Raw genomic sequence first — 17,014 nt, forward strand, 5'->3', positions numbered from 1 at the left:
ACCGTGCCCCCATCTGGCCCCCATCTGGCCTCTATCGGTCCTCCCTCGGCACCGGACGCCGCGCGACCGCCCGCTCCCGACCGCCCTGCCCCGCTCCTCGCTCCCTGCTCCCCACTCCCCTGCTCATCGCCCAAGGAAGACCATGTCTAGACGGACAGGTTCCCGGCGCCGCCTCGGCTCCATACGTCTCTCCCTCATCCTCCTGGCACTGGTGCCGAGCGTCACCCTCGCCGCCCTGTGGGGTCTGACGACGACGCAGATGTTCTCGGAGGGCCTCAGACTGCGCTCACAGACGGAACTGAGCATGTCGACCGGCGCGATGGGCACCGACGCCACACTCGCGCTCCAGCGGGAACGCGGGTTGTCGGCCGCCTGGCTGGCCGCGCAGCCCGGCTCCCGGGCAGCCCTGGACCGGGCGCGCGGGGAGACGGACAAGGCGGTCGCGAAGCTCGTCGGCCGGGCCGACGCCATTCAGAAGGCCCCCACCCGCGTGGCCGATCGGCTGTACTCGGTCGTCGGGTCGGTGGGCAGCCTGGAGTACTACCGCAGTCAGGTGAACAACCCCACCGACATCACCGCCGAGCAGGCGCTGGACCAGTACACCTCGATCATCGACGACCAGATCCACGCTTTCCAGGAGCTCTCCCAGGTCGACGACGGCGACCTCACCTCGCAGGCCGGTCCCCTGGTCGCCCTGGAGCACGCGGCGGAGCTGGTCTCCCAGGAGGACGCCCGGCTCACCCTCGCCTGGCCGTCGGGATACCTCGATGAGAAGGCGCGGACCGAGTTCGGCCACATGGTCAACACCCGGCGCTGGATCGTCCAGGACGAGATCGTGCCCGCGCTGCGCGGCAGCACGAAGGCGCAGACCGAGCGGATCCTGCAGAGCCCTCAGTGGCAGACCCTGCAGACCGTCGAGGACCGGGTGCTCGCGGCCCGGCCGTCCGACGCCCACCGGGTCGCCCTGCCCGAGGCGCAGAAGCAGTGGGCCACGGCGATGAAGACGGTCGCCGCCGAGTACGGCGCCCTGATCCGGCAGCAGACCTCCGCACTGCTCGACCGCAGCGCCGACAAGGCCGACGGGCTGCTGCTGACGGCCGCCTCGCTGAGCGCCGGAGGACTCGTCGCGGTGCTGCTGTGCGTGGGCATGTCCTGGCGGATCACCCGTTCCCTGTCCCGGCGGCTGCACGGTCTGCGGGAAGCCACCCTCGGGCTGGCCGAGGAGCGACTGCCCGACGTGGTGCGCCGGTTGGAGCGGGGCGAGAAGGTCGACATCGACCTGGCAGCACCCCCGCTGGACTACGGCTCGGACGAACTCGGCCAGGTGGCCCAGGCGTTCAACACCGCACAGCGCACGGCCGTGGTGACCACCGTGGAACTCGCCGACACCCGGCGCGGTTTCCAGAAGGTGATTCTCGGCATCGCACGGCAGAGCCAGAACCTGGTCAACCTCCAGCTCAGTCAGCTCGACGCGCTGGAGCGTGAGCACCAGGACCCCGACGTTCTCAAGGGCCTGTACGAACTGGACTCCACGGCCAGCCAGTTGCGCCGCTACGAGGAGAACCTCGTCATCATCAGCGGTGAGCAGCCGCGGCGCAGCTGGACCGAACCGGTCGCGCTGGTCGACATCCTGCGCAGCGCGGTCGGCGAGGTCGCCGAGTACCAGCGGGTGGAGGTGCTCACCGACTTGGAGGTGTTCCTGGTGCCGCCCGCGGTGGCGGACGTGATCCATCTGCTGGCCGAGTTGATCGACAACGCCACCGCGTACTCCCCCGCGCCGAGTCCCGTCGGGGTGCGGGCCGCGATGGTGGCCAAGGGGCTGGCCGTCGAGGTCGAGGACCGGGGTCTGGGCCTGTCCGAAGAGGAATACGCCTCCCTCAACGCCCAGTTGGCCGACCCGCCGCAGTTCGACGTGGTGGCGCTCGCCGACGACCTGCGGCTCGGCATGTTCGTGATCTCCCGGCTTGCCAGGCGGCACGGCATCGGGGTCACCCTGCGCTCCTCGCCGTACGGCGGCACCACGGCGATCGTGCTGATCCCACACGAGGTGGTGGTGCCGGAGGCCGCGGTCGTACGGCCCGCGAAGGGCGCGGCGTCCACGGCGGCACCCGAGTCCCGGAAGGACGCGGTGAAGGACCCGGACCCCGTCCAGAACCCGGACCCCTCCCCCACCCCCCACGCTCACCGCCTCGTACCCACCGCCAGGACGTCCGCCACCACCCGGACGCCGGCCCCCGCCACCACCCCGACGCCGGCCCCCGCCACCGCCCGGACGTCCGCCACCGCCACCGCCACCGCCCCCGGCCCCGCCCCCCGCTTCGACGGCCTCACCCCGCTGCCCCGTCGCGTCCCGCAGACCAGCCTGGTCGCCGAGCTCCGCGAGGAGGCGTCGGCCGACGAGACCGACGCCGACGCCGACGCCGACTTCACCGCGGAGCACGCCGCCTCCTCGCTCGCCGGCTTCCAGGCCGGAACCCTCCGGGCACGCGACGAGGACGGACCAGCCCCGGACGGGGATGGGCCAGCCCCGGACGAGGGCGGACCGGCCCCGTGCAACGACGTGCCGACGCGGCACGACGACAAGGACGACGCGACACCGTACGACGACAAGGACGAGCCCACGCCGTACGACGACAAGGAAGACCTCCCGCCGTACGACAAGCAGGGATCAGCCCCGCCGGACCTCTTCGCCTCGAACCCAGCCGTCATCCCGACTTCTCACGCCGACCGCTCATGAAGGACACCGCCATGACACGCCCCACGCCCGCCACGGACACCCAGCTGGACCAGTTGCTCACCGGTCTCGTGGACCGGGTCGCCGACGTGAACCACGCCGTCGTGCTCTCCGAGGACGGACTGGTCGTCAGCAGGTCCACCGGCTTCGTGCGGGACGACGCCGAACGGCTGGCGGCGACCGCCTCCGGGCTGATGAGCCTCAGCAAAGGCGTCAGCATGGACTTCCGCGGCGGCCCGGTGCGCCAGGCACTCATCGAGATGGCCAACAGCTTCCTGATCCTGACCTCCGCCGGACCCGGCGCCCACCTGGTCGTCCTGACCGGACCGGGAGCCGACGTCGGCGTGGTGGCGTACCAGATGAACATGCTGGTGAAGAGGATCGGCGAGCACCTGAGCGCGGCACCTAGGGCCCATGCGGGACCCACGGCCGCCTCCGGCGAGTGAGGTGAGCGGAAGCGACGCGGCGGGCCGGCTGGTACGGCCCTTCGCCCTGACCGGTGGCCGGACCCGGCCGAGCCGCGCCGACTTCACCCTCATCACCACGGTGACGGCGGTGGATCCGGCGCCGGAGCGGGCCCCCCGGCCGCAGCCCGAGCAGACGCGGATCCTGCGCCGGTGCGCACGGCCGGTGGCCGTGGCGGAGCTGGCCGCGCTGCTGGACCTTCCGATGAGCGTGATCGTCATCATGCTCAGCGACCTGCTGGAGGCCGGTCTGATCACCGCCCGCCCACCGCACCACGTCTCGCCCCGCGCCCCGCGCATGGACCTGCTGCAGAAAGTGAGGGACGGCCTTGGCCGGCTCTGACGCCGCCGCCCCGGCGGCACCCGACACCGTCAAGATCCTGATCGCCGGGGGCTTCGGCGTCGGCAAGACCACGATGGTCGGGTCGGTCAGCGAGATCGCCCCGCTGCGTACCGAGGAGTCGCTGACCGCCGCGGGTCTGGGCGTCGACGACCTGGACGGCATCGAGGAGAAACGTGCCACCACCGTGGCTCTGGACTTCGGCCGGATCACGATCAGCGACGAGCTGGTGCTCTATCTCTTCGGCACGCCCGGGCAGCAGCGGTTCTGGTTCATGTGGAACGACCTGGCCGTCGGCGCGCTGGGCGCGGTGGTGCTGATCGACGTCCGCAGGCCGGAGTCGAGCTTCGCCGCCGTCGACTTCTTCGAGCGGCGGGGCATCCCGTTCGTCGTCGGCGTCAACGGCTTCCACGGACGGCATCCGTACCCGCCGCAGGACGTCCGGGACGCGCTGGCGCTGCCGGAGCACGTCCCGGTGCTGCTGTGCGACGCCCGGGAGCGCGGCTCCTGCCGGGACGTACTGATCGCCCTTCTGGACCGGGTGATCGCCGAGGCGGGCGAGGGCGACAGCCCGGGTCGGCTCACCCGTCCGGTCCGCTGAGGCTCGGTCGCAGCGGTCACGGCGGTCGCGGCTGTGGCGGCAATGGCGGCGCCCGGTCCGCTGAGGGGCTCGGTCGCGGCGGTGGCGCCCGGCGGCGACGAGGACGTGAGGACCGCCGGCCGGTGTGCCTCCAGGACGACTCCACCGAGGACAGCGCGGGTGCCCCCCGTTCGGGAGGGCACCCGCGCCGATCCGTCAGCCGAGGCGTCCAAGGGCGGACGTCGCGTCCAAGGGCAGACATCGCGTCCAAGGGCGGACGTCAGCTCAGGCCGGCCGACTTCAGCCAGGCCTTGGCGACGTCGAGCGGGTCCTTGCTCTCGAGCTGCACCTGGGAGTCCATGTCCAGCAGCGACTTCGTGTCCAGCTTGGCCGAGACCTCGTTGAGGGCGGCGACGCCTTCCTGGGAGAGGCCGGACTTGTACACCAGCGGGGTCACGCTCGCGAAGCCGAAGAGGTTCTTCGGGTCCTGGAGGACGACGAACTTCTCCTTGACGATGGTCGGGTCCGTGGTGAAGATGTCCGCGGCCTGGACGGTGTTCTTCGTCAGCGCCGCCTGGGTCAGCGGACCGCCCGCGTCCAGCGCCTTGAACGACTTGAACTTCAGGCCGTACTGCGCCTGCAGGCCCAGCAGGCCCTGCTGCCGGGTCTGGAACTCCGGCGAACCGCCGATGACCAGCTCGGGCGCGATGTTCTTGAGGTCCGCGAGCGTGGACTGCGAGGTGAGGTTGTGCTTCTTCGCGGTGTCCGCGTTGACGCTGACGGAGTCCTTGTCCTCGGCCGGCGACGACTCCAGCAACGTCAGCTTCGAGTCGAGCTTGGCCTTCGCGGCCGCGTTCACGGCCGCGGCCGACTTCTGCTCCGCCTTCGGGTCCAGATAGGCGAGCAGCGAACCGTTGTACTCCGGCAGAACAGTGATGGAACCGTTCTTCAGCAGGCCGTAGGTGGTCTCACGGCTGCCGATGTTCGGCTTGTAGGAGACCTTGATGCCCTTGGCCTTCAGGGCCTCGCCGTAGATGTCGGCGATCAGGATGCTCTCGGCGAAGTTGTTGGAGCCGACGACGACCGTGCCGCTCTTCGCGGTGTCGGCGAGCGGGTCGGACGTGTCGTCGGATGAGGAGGAACATCCCGCCAGCAGGGCGGTGGCGGCGGCGAGCGCGAGGGCGGCCACGCCGGGACGTCTCCTGAGGGGCCTGCTGTGGGCTGCGTAGGAAGTCACGATTTCCGTTCCGGACTCTGGGGGTTGCTCGGAAGCTCTTCCACTGATCCAATCCAGCGGGTTCTTGGTCAGTCAAGAGAAGGCCGGTCACCAATTGGCCTCAATGTCTGATCATTTGTGAATGGCGAAGAAACAGGATCATCACCGAACCCGCCCATCCATGGGTGAGTCGTGATGGATTCTTGACGCAGGCGGGCACGATCCGGCGACGAAAGAGGCTGTAGTCTCCCGGAAGTTGGCTCCGGTCACAGTGGCGTGCGGGGCTGCATCGGTATTGTCTGGTCATACTTTGTCTGGTCACACCGCGCCGCCCCATATCGATCAGAAACGGTCATGTGGAGTTCTTCGCGCGCCGTAAGACACCCACGAAGGAGGCCAGGTGTCCACGACCGAGGTGGGCGCAGCCGCCCAGCCGACACCGCCGTCGGACCCGGGTGACGCATCCTTCGTACAGGGTGTCCGGCGGCTACGGGCGTTCGCCGACCGCTGGCCGTTCCGCCGCAAGCTCAACGTCCTGGTCGGTGTTCCGCTGGCCGTGGTCGCCGCCCTGCTCGCCTATCTGATCGCCGACCAGGTGAGCCAGGCCTGGGACACGGGCTCCGCCGCGCAGCTGGTCCGGGACAGCGCGCAGGTCGCGGAGCTGGTCGACCGGGTGGAGGCCGAGCACCAGCAGGCCATCCTGCTGTCCGTACGGTATGAGGCCGCGCCCGCGGGCGCCCACCCCTCCTCCGTCGACTACCGCAAGGCGCAGACCGCGGTCGACGTCCAGGTCGAGAAGGTGCGTGACACCTTCGGCGGCCGGCTGCCGGACACCGAAGCGCAGGCCCTGCGGGAGATCAACGGCCTCACGAGTCTGCGCGACACCGTCGAGCAGGGGTATCTGCCCGCCGACAACATCGACCCGGCCTACACCAACGCCTCCAAGGGCCTGATCGACGGCCTCGGCCTGGACCACAACGAGGCCCTCACCGGCACCTTCACCGGCAACCTGCTGGACTCCCTGCTGCGCGCCGACGCCGCCCACAGCGCCTTCGAGACGGCTGTGTTCTCCGCGCGCACCGGTGACAGCAACGCCCAGATCGAGTTCATCGGCGCGGTCGGCTTCGAGAACGAGTACACCCACCAGGCCGACCGATTCGCCCGGTTCGCGACCGAGGCCCAGGCGGACGAGCTGGGCGGGATCGAGCACAACAGCTCCCAGGCCACCATCGGCCGGCACTACGCCGAGCTGCAGATCGACCCCGGCAACCTGCAGGCCGGAACGCCCACGCAGATCCGTGAGGCCTTCACCGGGGCGCTCGGCTCCTACCCCGACTACCGGCTCCAGTCGGAGACCCGGCTGCAGATCACCGCGTCCCTCATCGGCCAGATCGCCGACCGCGCCGAGGACGCCTCCGGCGAGGCCGCCTGGCGCGCGGGTCTGCTGCTGGGCCTGGCGGCGTTCGGCTTCGCCATGTGGATCGCCTTCGCGGTCCTCGTACGGCGGTCCGTGGTGCGCCCGGTGCAGGCGCTGACGGGTGCCGCACGGCAGGTCGCCGACATCGCCGGACGTGAGCTCGCGCGGGTCGCCGACGACGACGCCGAGGACGACGCGCCGCCGCGGCTGCGCGAGGTGCCGGTGACCGCGCAGGACGAGATCGGCGACCTGGCCGAGGCCTTCAACCACGTCCAGACCACGGCCGCCGCGCTCCTTGAGCGGCAGGTGCTCAGCCGGCGCAACGTCGCCGAGATGTTCGGCAACGTGGGTCGCCGGGTCAGCAACCTCACCACGCGGCAGCTGGCGCTGATCGACGCGGTGGAGCGGGGTGAGACCGACCCCGCGCTGCTGGAGCGGCTGTACTCCATCGACCACATCGCGGTCCGGTTGCGCCGCAACGCGGACAGCCTGATGCTGCTGGCCGGCATCCGCGAGACGGTCCTCGCCTCCGGTCCGCTCGCGCTGACCAACGTCGTACGGGCCGCGCTGGGCCAGATCGAGGGCTTCCAGCGCGTACAGCTGCGGGCCGCGACCGAGGCCATGGTCGCGCCCGACATGATCGGCGACCTCACGCTGATGATGGCCGAGCTCGTGGAGAACGCCGTGTCGTTCTCGCCCACGGGCAGCCCCGTCGAGGTGACGGTCCGCGGCGGCGCCGAGGGCGCGCTGGTCGTGGTCACCGACCACGGTCTGGGGATGAGCGCGGAACGGCTCGCCGAGGAGAACGCCCGCCTGATCCGCCGCGAACGCCTCGACGTGGTCCCCACGAAGGTCCTCGGCCTGTTCGTGGTCGGCACGCTGGCACGCCGCTGGGAGGTCGACGTCGCCCTCTCCCGCACCCCCGGCGGCGGCGTCACAGCCGAAGTGACCATCCCGGCGTCCCTCCTCCTGACGATGAGCCCGGTCGCGGTGGCCGCCCTTGGCGGTGCGGCGAAGAACAGGGGGGCGATCGGCTCGGGGGGCTCGGGTTCGGGCACCGACATGGGAGTGGGCTCGGGCACGGGAGTCGGCACAGCCACGGGTTCGGGTACGAGGTCGGGCGCGGGTACGAGGTCGGGCGCGGCCGTGGGGTCGGACTCCGCCGGTCCGCGTTCCGCCGCTGCCCGGACCTCGCATACGACGACGCACTCGGCGTCGCTCCAGGGCCCCGCCTCGCTCCAGAGTGCGGCCGGGACCGCGGGTCCGACATCGGCCTCGACCGGCCGTCCGAGCCCGACCGGCGCACCGCCCGCCGCCGCCAACGGCACCACCCTGGCCGACGGCCCTGCCCCGCTCCCCCGCAGGGTGCCCCAGCGCGACAACGCCCCGGCCGGTTCGTCGCCGCTCGGCTCGGACGACAACTCCGACAAGAACTCAGCGGCGCCCGGCACGTCGGCCCCAGCGGCCGGCCCCGCCCCGGACGCCACCTCGGCCGCCCCCGGCAGGCCCGCCGCCCCGGCAGGCGAGTCGCCCGGCACCGACCGCCCCGACGCCCCCTTCATCCCCCGTGCCCGGGACGGTGAGACGGCATCCTCCGCGTCGGCCCGTGCCGACGGGACGGTGCCCACGGGCCCGCCCGCAGGCGGTGACGGAGCCCGCCCCCTGCGCCGCCGCGTCCGGGGAGCGACCCTGCGTACGGCCTTCGGGGCCGACCCCGACCAGCAGGCCGCACGCCGGTCCGCGCCCCGGCCCGCCGACGCGGACGCCGTACGTGCCGCGCTCGACGAGTTCGAGGCGGCCGTGGAGCGCGCCCACCGCGACAGCGAGGGCGACGACACGGCCACGCACCACGTCACCCCCGACGACGACACCAGGACCACCACGACCACCGCCACCGCCACCACCCCGACCACGACCACCGCCGCCACCACCACCAGCCCGACCCCCGTGCCCCGCGTCAGCGGATCCGCACCCGACCCCATGCACCAGCACCACCACTCCCCGGAAGGAGCGGAGCAGTGAGCACGTCGACAGGTGACACTCCGACCGGCACCACGCCGGCCGAACTGCAGGCCGCGGCAGCCGACTTCACCTGGCTGTTGAATCGTTTCGCCACCGAGACGGCGGGCGTCGTCGACGCCATCGCCGTCTCCTCCGACGGCCTGCTCATCGCCGTGTCCGAACTGCGCGAGCACGCCGACTCCGAACGCCTGGCCGCGATCGTCTCCGGCATCACCAGCCTGGCCGCCGGGGCCTCCGGCAACTACGGCCTGGGCGGCCTCAACAAGGTCATCATCGATCTGGAGGGCGGCCACGTGCTGGTCTCCGCGATCGGCAGCGGCGCCGTCCTCGGCGTGGTCACCGACAAGGAGGCCAAGCTCGGCAACATCGCGTACGAGATGACGCTGTTCGCCAACCGTGCCGGCGCCGCGCTCAGCCCCCAGCTCGTGCTCGAACTGAAGAACAGCGTCGGCGCCGCTTCGAAGCGCTGACCGGGCGCCGCCCGGGCGAGGAGAAAGACACAACCCATGGCGGAAACACCCCCGGGGCCGGACCCGGCCGGCCCCGTTCCCGCCGTACGGCCGTTCCTGGTCACCGCCGGCCGGGTGGCACCCAGCGCGAACGGCCGGACGATGCCCGTCGAGACCCAGGTGGTGGCCACCGCCGAGGGACTCGACGTGCTCGACCGGCTCTCCTTCGAACAGCACGACATCGTCGCCGCCTGTCGGCAACCGCAGTCCATCGCGGAGATCGCGGCCCGGCTGCGGCTGCACCTGAACGTGGTCCGTGTCCTCGCCGAGGACCTGCGCGCGGCGGGGCAGCTCACGGTGCACGTGCCCGACACCGGCGCCACCCACGACGCCTCCGTCCTGCGAAGGGTTATCGATGGCCTGCGCGCCATCCCCGACTCCCGAGGGGTACTCCGTGATTCCGACTGAACCGGCCATCCTCCCAGCGGCCGCGCAGGCCGCCGTGAGACCGCCGCTGCCGGTCAAGATGGTGATCGCGGGCGGCTTCGGGGTGGGCAAGACGACCGCCGTCGGTTCCATCTCCGAGATCGAGCCGCTGACCACCGAGGCCGCCATCACCGAGGTGGCAGCCGGCGTGGACGACCTCAGCCACACTCCGCGCAAGACCACCACCACGGTCGCGATGGACTTCGGCTGCATCACCATCGACCCGACCCTGAAGCTGTACCTGTTCGGCACTCCCGGACAGGAGCGGTTCGGGTTCATGTGGGACGACATCGTCGAGGGCGCGGTCGGCGGGCTCGTCATCGTGGACACCCGCCGCCTCGACGACTGCTACGCGGCCGTCGACTACTTCGAGCACCAGCAGATCCCGTTCGCGGTGGCCGTCAACGCCTTCGACGGGCAGGTCCAGCACACCCTGGACGAGGTCCGCTGGGCGCTCGACGTCAACGACCGCGTCCCCGTGGTGGTGTTCGACGCCCGCGAACGCGGCTCGGTGCGGGACGCCCTGCTCGTCGTACTCGAACAGGCACTGGCCCGCACGGAGGGCTGAACAGCGGTACGGCGGTACGGCGCAGGGCCCGGGCGAGATGACGATCGCCCGGGCCCTCTGCCGTAGAACCAGCCGCTCCGGCCGCCGCGGCACTAGCTGCTCCGGCGCACTCCGGCCGACACCGCGAACCGGTTCAGCGCCCAGAACAACCCGAGCGTCACCAGCGCCATCAGGGCGACCAGGGTGGCGCCCCCGACGACCTTCTCGTAGTTGCGCTGGTAAAGGCCGTCGACGATGTACCGGCCGAGGCCGCCGAGGGAGACGTACGCGGCGATGGTGGCCGTCGAGACGATCTGGATGGACGCCGAGCGCAGGCCGCTGAGGATCAGCGGAAGCGCGACGGGCAGTTCCACCTGGAACAGGATCCGGGACTCCTGCATGCCCATGCCGCGGGCCGCGTCCACCGGGGACGGGTCGACGGAGCGCATCGCCTCGTAGGTGGTGACCAGGATCGGCGGGATGGCGAGGACGACCAGCGGGATCATCACCGGCAGCAGACCGAGACCGAGGATGACGAACATCAGCACCAGCAGGCCGAAGCTGGGCAGGGCGCGGGCGGCGGTGGCGATGAACGCGAGGGCGTTGCCGCCGCGGCCGGTGTGCCCGGTCAGCAGGCCGACGGGCAGGCCGATCGCGGCGGCGATGGCGAGCGCCAGGAGGGAGTAGCCGACGTGCTCGCCCAGCCGGGTGGGGATGCCGTCGTAGCCCGTCCAGTGGGCACTGTCGCTGAAGAACGCGTTCATGAATTTCAGGATGTTCATTTGACCGCGTCCTCCAGGGCGAGCGTGGCCGGTTCGGGCCGGGCCGCGGCCGCCTTCGGTTTCTTGCGGGCGCCGCTCGGCATCCACGGAGTCAGCAGCACGCGCAGGCCCACCAGCAGAGCGTCCAGGACGATCGCCAGGACGGCCGTGGTGACCACCGAGTTCACGGCGAGTTCGGGCCGGTGGTAGAACATCGCGTCGGCGAGCAGGTTGCCGAGCGCGCCCTGGTTGCCGATCAGCGTGCCGACGCTGACGAGGCTGACGCTCGAGACGACCGCGATGCGCAGTCCCGCGATGATGGCGGGCACGGCGATCGGCAGCTGCACCTGGACGTAGCGGCGTACGGGCCCGAAGCCCATGGCGGTCGCGGCGGCCAGCGTCTCCTGCGGCACCGACCGCACACCGTCCACGATCGCCGGGACCAGCACCACCAGGCTGTAGACGCCCAGCGGGATCATCACGGTGAGCTCGGTCTGGCCGGTGTAGTCGATGAGGACGACGAAGAAGGCCAGCGAGGGGACGGCGTACAGCACGGTCGTCACCCACAGCACCGGCGGGTACAGCCAGCGGAACCGCACGCACAGCTGGGCCAGCGGCAGTGCCGTCACCAGGCCGAACAGGACCGGCAGCAGGGCCTCGCGCAGATGCAGGCCGACCAGGCCGAGCCAGCTGTGCTGGAGGTCGCTGGGGATGTCGAAGAAGCCGTTCATCCGGCGGCCCTGGTGAACTTCGTGGCCTCGGCGGCCTCCTCGGGCGCGCGTCCTTCGGCGTGCGCGCCGCGGATCGCCTCGCCGATGGTCTGCTGGGAGACCACCCCGGCGGCCCGGCCCTCGGCGTCCACGGCGACCGCCCAGCCGGTGGGCGAGAGCACCGCGCAGTCCAGCGCGGCCCGCAGCGATTCGGTCCCGGCGACGAACGGCCGTCCGTACGGCAGGAGCTGGTCCGTCCTGATGTCCCCGGCGGTCAGCCGGCCCGGCTCGCCCCAGCCGAGCGGCTTGCCCTCCAGGTCCGTCACGAGGAGGTAGGGGGCCTCGGAGGTGTCACGGGCGGCGATCTGCTCGGCGGTGGAGTCGATCGCGACGATCGGCGCGGTCAGCAGCTCCAGTCCGGCGGAGGGGAAGAAGGACAGCCGCCGGATTCCGCGGTCCGCGCCGAGGAAGTCCTCCACGAACGCGTCCGCGGGATGCGACAGCAGCTCGGCGGGCGGCGCGAACTGGGCGAGCTTGCCGCCGGTACGCATCACGGCGACCATCGTGCCGATCTTGACGGCCTCGTCGATGTCGTGCGTGACGAAGACGATCGTCTTGCCCAACTCGTCCTGGATACGCAGGAGTTCTTCCTGCAGCCCCTTGCGGACCACGGGGTCGACGGCGGAGAACGGCTCGTCCATGAGCAGTACGGGCGGATCGGCGGCGAGGGCGCGTGCGACACCGACACGCTGCTGCTGTCCGCCGGACAGCTGGTACGGGTACCGCTTGGCGAGCGCGGCGTCGAGCCCCACGCGCTCCATCAGCTCCCGGGCCCGGGCCCGCGCCTTCTCCTTGCCCCAGCCGAGCATGCGGGGCACGGTGGCGATGTTGTCGACGATCGTGCGGTGCTGGAAGAGACCGGCGTTCTGGATGACGTACCCCATGGACCGGCGCAGCGTGTTCACGGGCTGCTGCGTGATGTCCTTGCCGTCGAGCAGGATGGTGCCCTCGCTCGGCTCGACCATCCGGTTGATCATGCGCAGGGTCGTCGTCTTCCCGCAGCCCGAGGGCCCGACGAGGACGGTGATCGAGCGGTCGGGTATCTCCAACGAGAGCCGGTCGACCGCCACCGTGCCGTCCGGGTACCGCTTGGTGACTGAATCTATCCGTATCAAGGCGCCGAATACCCTTCGGGTCTGGCAGAAGTCGCCCGCTCCAGGACAGTCGTGCGGGCCGTTGGGGGGAGAGTCTAGACGGCTTGTGTGGGGGCTCGACGCTGGGCGGACCATCGGTTTCCGCCGGTGGGCCGCCGGTGAGTCCGTGAGTCCGTGAGTCTTACGAAGCCGTGACGTGGTGGGCGCGGCCCGGTCGTCCGGCCCGCCCCCGCCCCTAGCGTGGCCGCATGCGCGTACTGGTCACCGGCGGTGCCGGATTCATCGGGTCCCCTGTTGTCGAGGCTCTGGAAACCCACGGGCACGAGCCCGTCGTCTACGACGTCCGCACCGACCCCCCGTCGGACGTGCGGGATCCCCGGGCGGTCGGCCGCGCCCTGAAGGGCGTGGACGCGGTGTGCCACCAGGCGGCGATGGTCGGCCTCGGCGTCGGCTTCTCCGACGCGGCGGAGTACGTCTCCCGCAACGACCTCGGTACGGCCGTCCTGCTCACCGCGATGGCCGACGCGGGCGTACGACGGCTGGTGCTGGCCGGGTCGATGGTCGTGTACGGCGAGGGCCGCTACGACTGCCCGCGGCACGGAGTGGTCCGCCCCGGTCCGCGTGCCGTCGCCGACCTGGACGCCGGGCGCTTCGAGCCCACCTGCCCGGAGTGCGGGGCGGAGCTGTCGCCCGGGCTGGTCGCCGAGGACGCCCCGGTCGATCCGCGCAACGTCTACGCCACGACCAAGCTGGCCCAGGAGCACCTGGCGGCGGCATGGGCGCGGGCCACGGGCGGGTCGGCGGTGTCGCTGCGCTACCACAACGTGTACGGGCCGGGCATGCCCCGCGACACCCCGTACGCGGGCGTCGCCTCCTTCTTCCGCTCGGCGCTGGCCCGCGGCGAGGCCCCGCGCGTCTTCGAGGACGGCCGCCAGCGGCGGGACTTCGTGCACGTACGGGACGTGGCGGCGGCCAACGTGGCGGCACTTCAGGCTCCCGCGCGCAAGGGCGCGCTCACCGCGTACAACACCGGCAGCGGCGAGCCGCACACGGTCGGCGAGATGGCCGGGGCGCTCGCTTCCGCGCACGGCGGTCCGCAGCCGGTGGTCACCGGGGAGTACCGGTTGGGCGACGTACGGCACATCACGGCGGACTCGGCGCGGCTGCGGGCGGAGCTGGGGTGGAAGGCGGAGGTCGGGTTCATGGAGGGAATGCGGGAGTTCGCGCGGGCCGGACTGCGCGGGAGTGATCGCGCGGGCCGGACTGCGCTGGGGTGATCGGTGCCCCCGTGAGGTACCCCGGCGGTGACCGCTCAGACCCCGGTGCCGCCGGCGTCACGCCGCAGAGGGAACGCGAGAGATCGCGCGGGCCGGAGGGCCGGGCTGCGCGGGAGTGATCGGTGCGCCCGTGGGGTGCCCCGGCGGTGGCCTTTCAGACCCCGGCGGCCGGCAGCGTCACCTCGAACCGGCAGCCCCCGGGAATGTTCCGTACGGTGGCCTGCCCCTGGTGGGCCTCCACGATGCCCCGCACGATGGCGAGGCCGAGGCCCGCGCCGGCGGGCGGGGTACGGGCGTGCGTGCCGCGCCAGCCGGTGTCGAAGACGCGCGGCAGGTCCTCCTCGGGGATGCCGCCGCAGCCGTCCGTGACGGACAGGACGACCCCGTCGGGGCGGCGCTCGGCGGCCACCGCGACCGTGCCGTCGGCGGGTGTCCGGCGGATGGCGTTCACCAGCAGGTTGCCCAGGACCCGGCTCATCTCCTTGCCGTCCACCTCGACCGGCACGGGCTCGACCCGGTCCCCGACCAGCCGTACGCCGTGCTCGCGCGCGAGTGGGTCGGCGCCCGCGAGGGCGTCGCCGACCAGGTCGTACAGGGAGATACGGCTCGGGCTCAGCGGCAGTGTCCCCGCGTGGATGCGGGAGAGTTCGAAGAGGTCGCCGACCATGCCGTTGAGACGTTCCACCTCGGTGCGGATCTGCCGGAGGTAGCGGTCGGGGTCGGCGGCGACACCGTCCTCCAGCGCCTCGGACATCGCGCGCAGTCCGGCGAGCGGGGTGCGCAGGTCGTGCGAGATCCAGGCGACGAGTTCACGCCGGGAGGTCTCCAGGGCGCGTTCGCGTTCCCGGGACTCGGCGAGCTTGGCGCTGGTGGCCTCCAACTCATGGCTCAGCTCGGCCAGTTCGGCGGTGGCCGGGCCCTCGGGGGAGGTGAAGTCGCCACCGTCGCCGAAGGAGCGCGCGGCCAGCGCGAGGGCGTGGCTGCGGGCGACCACCCAGCGGCCCAGCAACAGTGCGGTGGCGAGGGAGACCACCGCGGCCATGGCGACGACCGTCGTGACGACCTTCAGGTCGTGTGCGGACAGGAACATCGCCTGGGCGACGGCGAGCGTGCCCGCGAGCATCGCGGTCACGGCGACCGCGGCGACCACGGCGAGGTGGGTGGCGACCGAGCGGCGCCGGATGAACAGCAGCACGCCCGCGCCGAGCACGCCGACCGCGGCGGCGCCGAGGAAGGCGAAGAGGGCGATGAGGAAGGTGTCGCGCATGGTCACGCCTCGTATTCGAAGCGGTACCCGACACCCCACACGGTCCGGATCAGCCGGGGGCGTGCCGGATCGTCCTCGACCTTGCCGCGCAGCCGCCGGACATGGACGGTCACGGTCGACAGGTCCCCGAAGTCCCAGCCCCACACCTCGCGCATCAGGTCCTCACGGCTGAACACCCGGCCGGGGTGGCACAGGAAGAAGGCGAGGAGGTCGAACTCGCGGATGGTGAGGGCCAGTTCGGTGCCGTTCTTGGCGGCGCGGCGGGCCGCCGGGTCCAGGACGAGCCCGGCCGCGCCGAGGGTGCCGGAGGACTGGGAGGGACGTGTGCGGCGCAGCACGGACTCGACGCGCAGGACGAGTTCGCGGGGGCTGAAGGGCTTGGTGACGTAGTCGTCGGCGCCGACCTCCAGGCCGAGGATGCGGTCGTCCTCGTCGCCGCGCGCGGTGAGCATGATGACCGGGACCGGCCCGCGTCCGCGCATCCGGCGGCACACCTCCAGGCCGTCCATGCCGGGCAGCATCAGGTCGAGGACGACGAGGTCCGGCCAGTGCGCGGCGGCCCGGGCCAGTGCGTCGGGGCCGTCCCCGGCGCGGTCCACCACGTATCCGGCCCGGTCGAGGTACCCGGTGACGACCTCGGCGACGGTGGGGTCGTCGTCCACGACGAGGACCCGTGCCCCGGTCTGTTCGTACGGCTGCTGCTCCATGCCGCCAGCCTCGCACCGTACCCGCGCCGACGCGCCTCCCGGCTCCCGACGTCCGCGTTTCGTAAGGAGCCGAAGTCCGGTATGCCCCTTTCGTGCTCGTAGGGTGAGAGCCGTGACGATCTCTTCCGCTCCCCTCCCGGACCTGCTGTCCGTGGACGTCGTACTCCCCTGTCTCGATGAGGCCGAGGCGCTGCCCCGGGTGCTGGAGCGCGTTCCGCCCGGCTGGCGCGCGCTGGTGGTGGACAACGGCTCCACGGACGGTTCCGCCCGCATCGCCCGGACCCTCGGCGCGACCGTCGTACGCGAGGAGCGGCGCGGTTTCGGCGCCGCCTGCCACGCGGGCCTGGCCGCCGCCACGGCCGACGTCGTCTGCTTCTGCGACTGCGACGCGTCCCTCGATCCGGCGGACCTGGTGCCGTTCGTACGGGAGATCCTGGCCGGCGAGGCGGACCTCGTTCTCGGCCGGCGCCGCCCGCAGACCCGCGGTGCCTGGCCCGTTCACGCTCGCGCGGGCAACCTCGCCCTGACCCGGCTGCTCCGCCGCCGCACCGGACTTCGACTGCACGACCTCGGACCGCTGCGGGCCGCCCGGCGCGGGCCGCTGCTCGCCCTCGGTCTTACTGACCGCCGCAGCGGCTATCCGCTCCAGATGGTGGTGCGCGCCGCCGAGGCGGGCTGGCGGATCGCCGAACACGACGTCCCGTACCGGCCGCGCACCGGCGCCTCCAAGGTGACCGGCACCTGGCGCGGCACCTGGCAGGCGGTGCGGGACATGAGCCGGGTGCTGGCCGAGCCCGCGACGGCCGCGGAACAGGCCGAGACCCGGACGGCCACCGAGCAGACCGAGCCCACGACGACCACAGGGCAACCCGAAACCGGGACG

The 17,014-nt window shown here is 72.0% G+C and carries 15 protein-coding genes and 1 pseudogene; 10 read left to right on the forward strand and 6 right to left on the reverse strand.

Annotated features, from left to right (window positions below):
* Positions 1-142 precede the first annotated feature (142 nt).
* The 4 genes from M2271_RS16885 to M2271_RS16900 are packed head-to-tail and all read left to right on the forward strand — an operon-like array spanning position 143 to position 4,139.
* Positions 143-2,737, forward strand: a complete 2,595-nt coding sequence (locus M2271_RS16885; protein WP_280888048.1) for a nitrate- and nitrite sensing domain-containing protein — start codon at positions 143-145, stop codon at positions 2,735-2,737.
* Positions 2,738-2,748: 11 nt separating this feature from the next.
* A complete protein-coding gene (locus M2271_RS16890) occupies positions 2,749-3,180 on the forward strand; it encodes a roadblock/LC7 domain-containing protein (RefSeq protein WP_280888049.1) in 432 nt (143 codons plus the stop codon).
* Position 3,181: 1 nt separating this feature from the next.
* Positions 3,182-3,541 carry a DUF742 domain-containing protein gene (locus M2271_RS16895; protein ID WP_280888050.1) on the forward strand — a complete coding sequence of 120 codons (360 nt, stop codon included), beginning with the start codon at positions 3,182-3,184 and terminating at the stop codon, positions 3,539-3,541.
* Positions 3,528-4,139 carry an ATP/GTP-binding protein gene (locus tag M2271_RS16900; RefSeq protein ID WP_280888051.1) on the forward strand — a complete coding sequence of 204 codons (612 nt, stop codon included), beginning with the start codon at positions 3,528-3,530 and terminating at the stop codon, positions 4,137-4,139. The genes M2271_RS16895 and M2271_RS16900 overlap by 14 nt, the downstream gene beginning before the upstream one ends.
* 259 nt (positions 4,140-4,398) lie before the next feature.
* Here the strand turns inward: M2271_RS16900 and M2271_RS16905 are convergent, their stop codons facing one another.
* Positions 4,399-5,355, reverse strand: a complete 957-nt coding sequence (locus M2271_RS16905; RefSeq protein WP_280888052.1) for an ABC transporter substrate-binding protein — start codon at positions 5,353-5,355, stop codon at positions 4,399-4,401.
* A 379-nt stretch (positions 5,356-5,734) separates the two neighbouring features.
* Between M2271_RS16905 and M2271_RS16910 the strand changes: the two genes are divergently transcribed.
* From M2271_RS16910 to M2271_RS16925, 4 genes are read left to right on the forward strand one after another with little or no spacing between them, the layout of a single operon-like run.
* Complete coding sequence (locus tag M2271_RS16910) at positions 5,735-8,773, forward strand: ATP-binding protein (RefSeq protein ID WP_280888053.1); 3,039 nt, start codon at positions 5,735-5,737, stop codon at positions 8,771-8,773.
* A complete protein-coding gene (locus M2271_RS16915; protein ID WP_280888054.1) occupies positions 8,770-9,243 on the forward strand; it encodes a roadblock/LC7 domain-containing protein in 474 nt (157 codons plus the stop codon). The genes M2271_RS16910 and M2271_RS16915 overlap by 4 nt, the downstream gene beginning before the upstream one ends.
* Positions 9,244-9,279: 36 nt before the next feature.
* Positions 9,280-9,690, forward strand: coding sequence for a DUF742 domain-containing protein (locus tag M2271_RS16920; protein ID WP_280888055.1), 411 nt, complete (start codon positions 9,280-9,282; stop codon positions 9,688-9,690).
* Positions 9,677-10,276, forward strand: coding sequence for an ATP/GTP-binding protein (locus M2271_RS16925; protein ID WP_280888056.1), 600 nt, complete (start codon positions 9,677-9,679; stop codon positions 10,274-10,276). The genes M2271_RS16920 and M2271_RS16925 overlap by 14 nt, the downstream gene beginning before the upstream one ends.
* A 92-nt stretch (positions 10,277-10,368) precedes the next feature.
* Here the strand turns inward: M2271_RS16925 and M2271_RS16930 are convergent, their stop codons facing one another.
* Genes M2271_RS16930 through M2271_RS16940 form a run of 3 tightly spaced genes read right to left on the reverse strand, consistent with a single transcriptional unit; the run spans position 10,369 to position 12,901 of the window.
* Entirely contained in the window at positions 10,369-11,037 is a 669-nt protein-coding gene (locus M2271_RS16930; protein WP_280888057.1) for an ABC transporter permease, read from the reverse strand.
* Positions 11,034-11,747 carry an ABC transporter permease subunit gene (locus M2271_RS16935; protein WP_280888058.1) on the reverse strand — a complete coding sequence of 238 codons (714 nt, stop codon included), beginning with the start codon at positions 11,745-11,747 and terminating at the stop codon, positions 11,034-11,036. Before M2271_RS16935 ends, M2271_RS16930 begins: the two co-directional genes overlap by 4 nt.
* Positions 11,744-12,901: an ABC transporter ATP-binding protein gene (locus M2271_RS16940; RefSeq protein ID WP_280888059.1), complete on the reverse strand. Its 1,158-nt coding sequence runs from the start codon at positions 12,899-12,901 to the stop codon at positions 11,744-11,746. Before M2271_RS16940 ends, M2271_RS16935 begins: the two co-directional genes overlap by 4 nt.
* A gap of 227 nt (positions 12,902-13,128) precedes the next feature.
* Between M2271_RS16940 and M2271_RS16945 the strand changes: the two genes are divergently transcribed.
* The gene (locus M2271_RS16945; protein ID WP_280888060.1) at positions 13,129-14,157 is read left to right on the forward strand and encodes an NAD-dependent epimerase/dehydratase family protein; all 1,029 of its coding nucleotides are present in this window, start codon (positions 13,129-13,131) and stop codon (positions 14,155-14,157) included.
* A gap of 154 nt (positions 14,158-14,311) precedes the next feature.
* Here M2271_RS16945 and M2271_RS16950 read toward each other — a convergent pair whose 3' ends face one another.
* Positions 14,312-15,424, reverse strand: a complete 1,113-nt coding sequence (locus M2271_RS16950; RefSeq protein ID WP_280888061.1) for a HAMP domain-containing sensor histidine kinase — start codon at positions 15,422-15,424, stop codon at positions 14,312-14,314.
* A 2-nt stretch (positions 15,425-15,426) separates the two neighbouring features.
* Entirely contained in the window at positions 15,427-16,131 is a 705-nt protein-coding gene (locus M2271_RS16955) for a response regulator transcription factor (protein ID WP_280888062.1), read from the reverse strand.
* A 151-nt stretch (positions 16,132-16,282) separates the two neighbouring features.
* Here M2271_RS16955 and M2271_RS16960 point away from each other — a divergent pair.
* Positions 16,283-16,924, forward strand: a pseudogene (locus M2271_RS16960) (glycosyltransferase family 2 protein); the annotation flags it as partial.
* Positions 16,925-17,014: the final 90 nt, after the last annotated feature.

It is taken from the genome of Streptomyces sp. LBL (assembly GCF_029893585.1).
Classification (GTDB): domain Bacteria; phylum Actinomycetota; class Actinomycetes; order Streptomycetales; family Streptomycetaceae; genus Streptomyces.

What these genes read in the sequence shown, in the direction of transcription:
- M2271_RS16885 (WP_280888048.1), top strand. Translation starts at nt 143, where the DNA reads ATGTCTAGACGGACAGGTTCCCGGCGCCGCCTCGGCTCCATACGTCTC.
- M2271_RS16890 (WP_280888049.1), top strand. Translation starts at nt 2,749, where the DNA reads ATGACACGCCCCACGCCCGCCACGGACACCCAGCTGGACCAGTTGCTC.
- M2271_RS16920 (WP_280888055.1), top strand. Translation starts at nt 9,280, where the DNA reads ATGGCGGAAACACCCCCGGGGCCGGACCCGGCCGGCCCCGTTCCCGCC.
- M2271_RS16930 (WP_280888057.1), bottom strand. Translation starts at nt 11,037, where the DNA reads ATGAACATCCTGAAATTCATGAACGCGTTCTTCAGCGACAGTGCCCAC.
- M2271_RS16935 (WP_280888058.1), bottom strand. Translation starts at nt 11,747, where the DNA reads ATGAACGGCTTCTTCGACATCCCCAGCGACCTCCAGCACAGCTGGCTC.
- M2271_RS16945 (WP_280888060.1), top strand. Translation starts at nt 13,129, where the DNA reads ATGCGCGTACTGGTCACCGGCGGTGCCGGATTCATCGGGTCCCCTGTT.
- M2271_RS16950 (WP_280888061.1), bottom strand. Translation starts at nt 15,424, where the DNA reads ATGCGCGACACCTTCCTCATCGCCCTCTTCGCCTTCCTCGGCGCCGCC.
- M2271_RS16955 (WP_280888062.1), bottom strand. Translation starts at nt 16,131, where the DNA reads ATGGAGCAGCAGCCGTACGAACAGACCGGGGCACGGGTCCTCGTCGTG.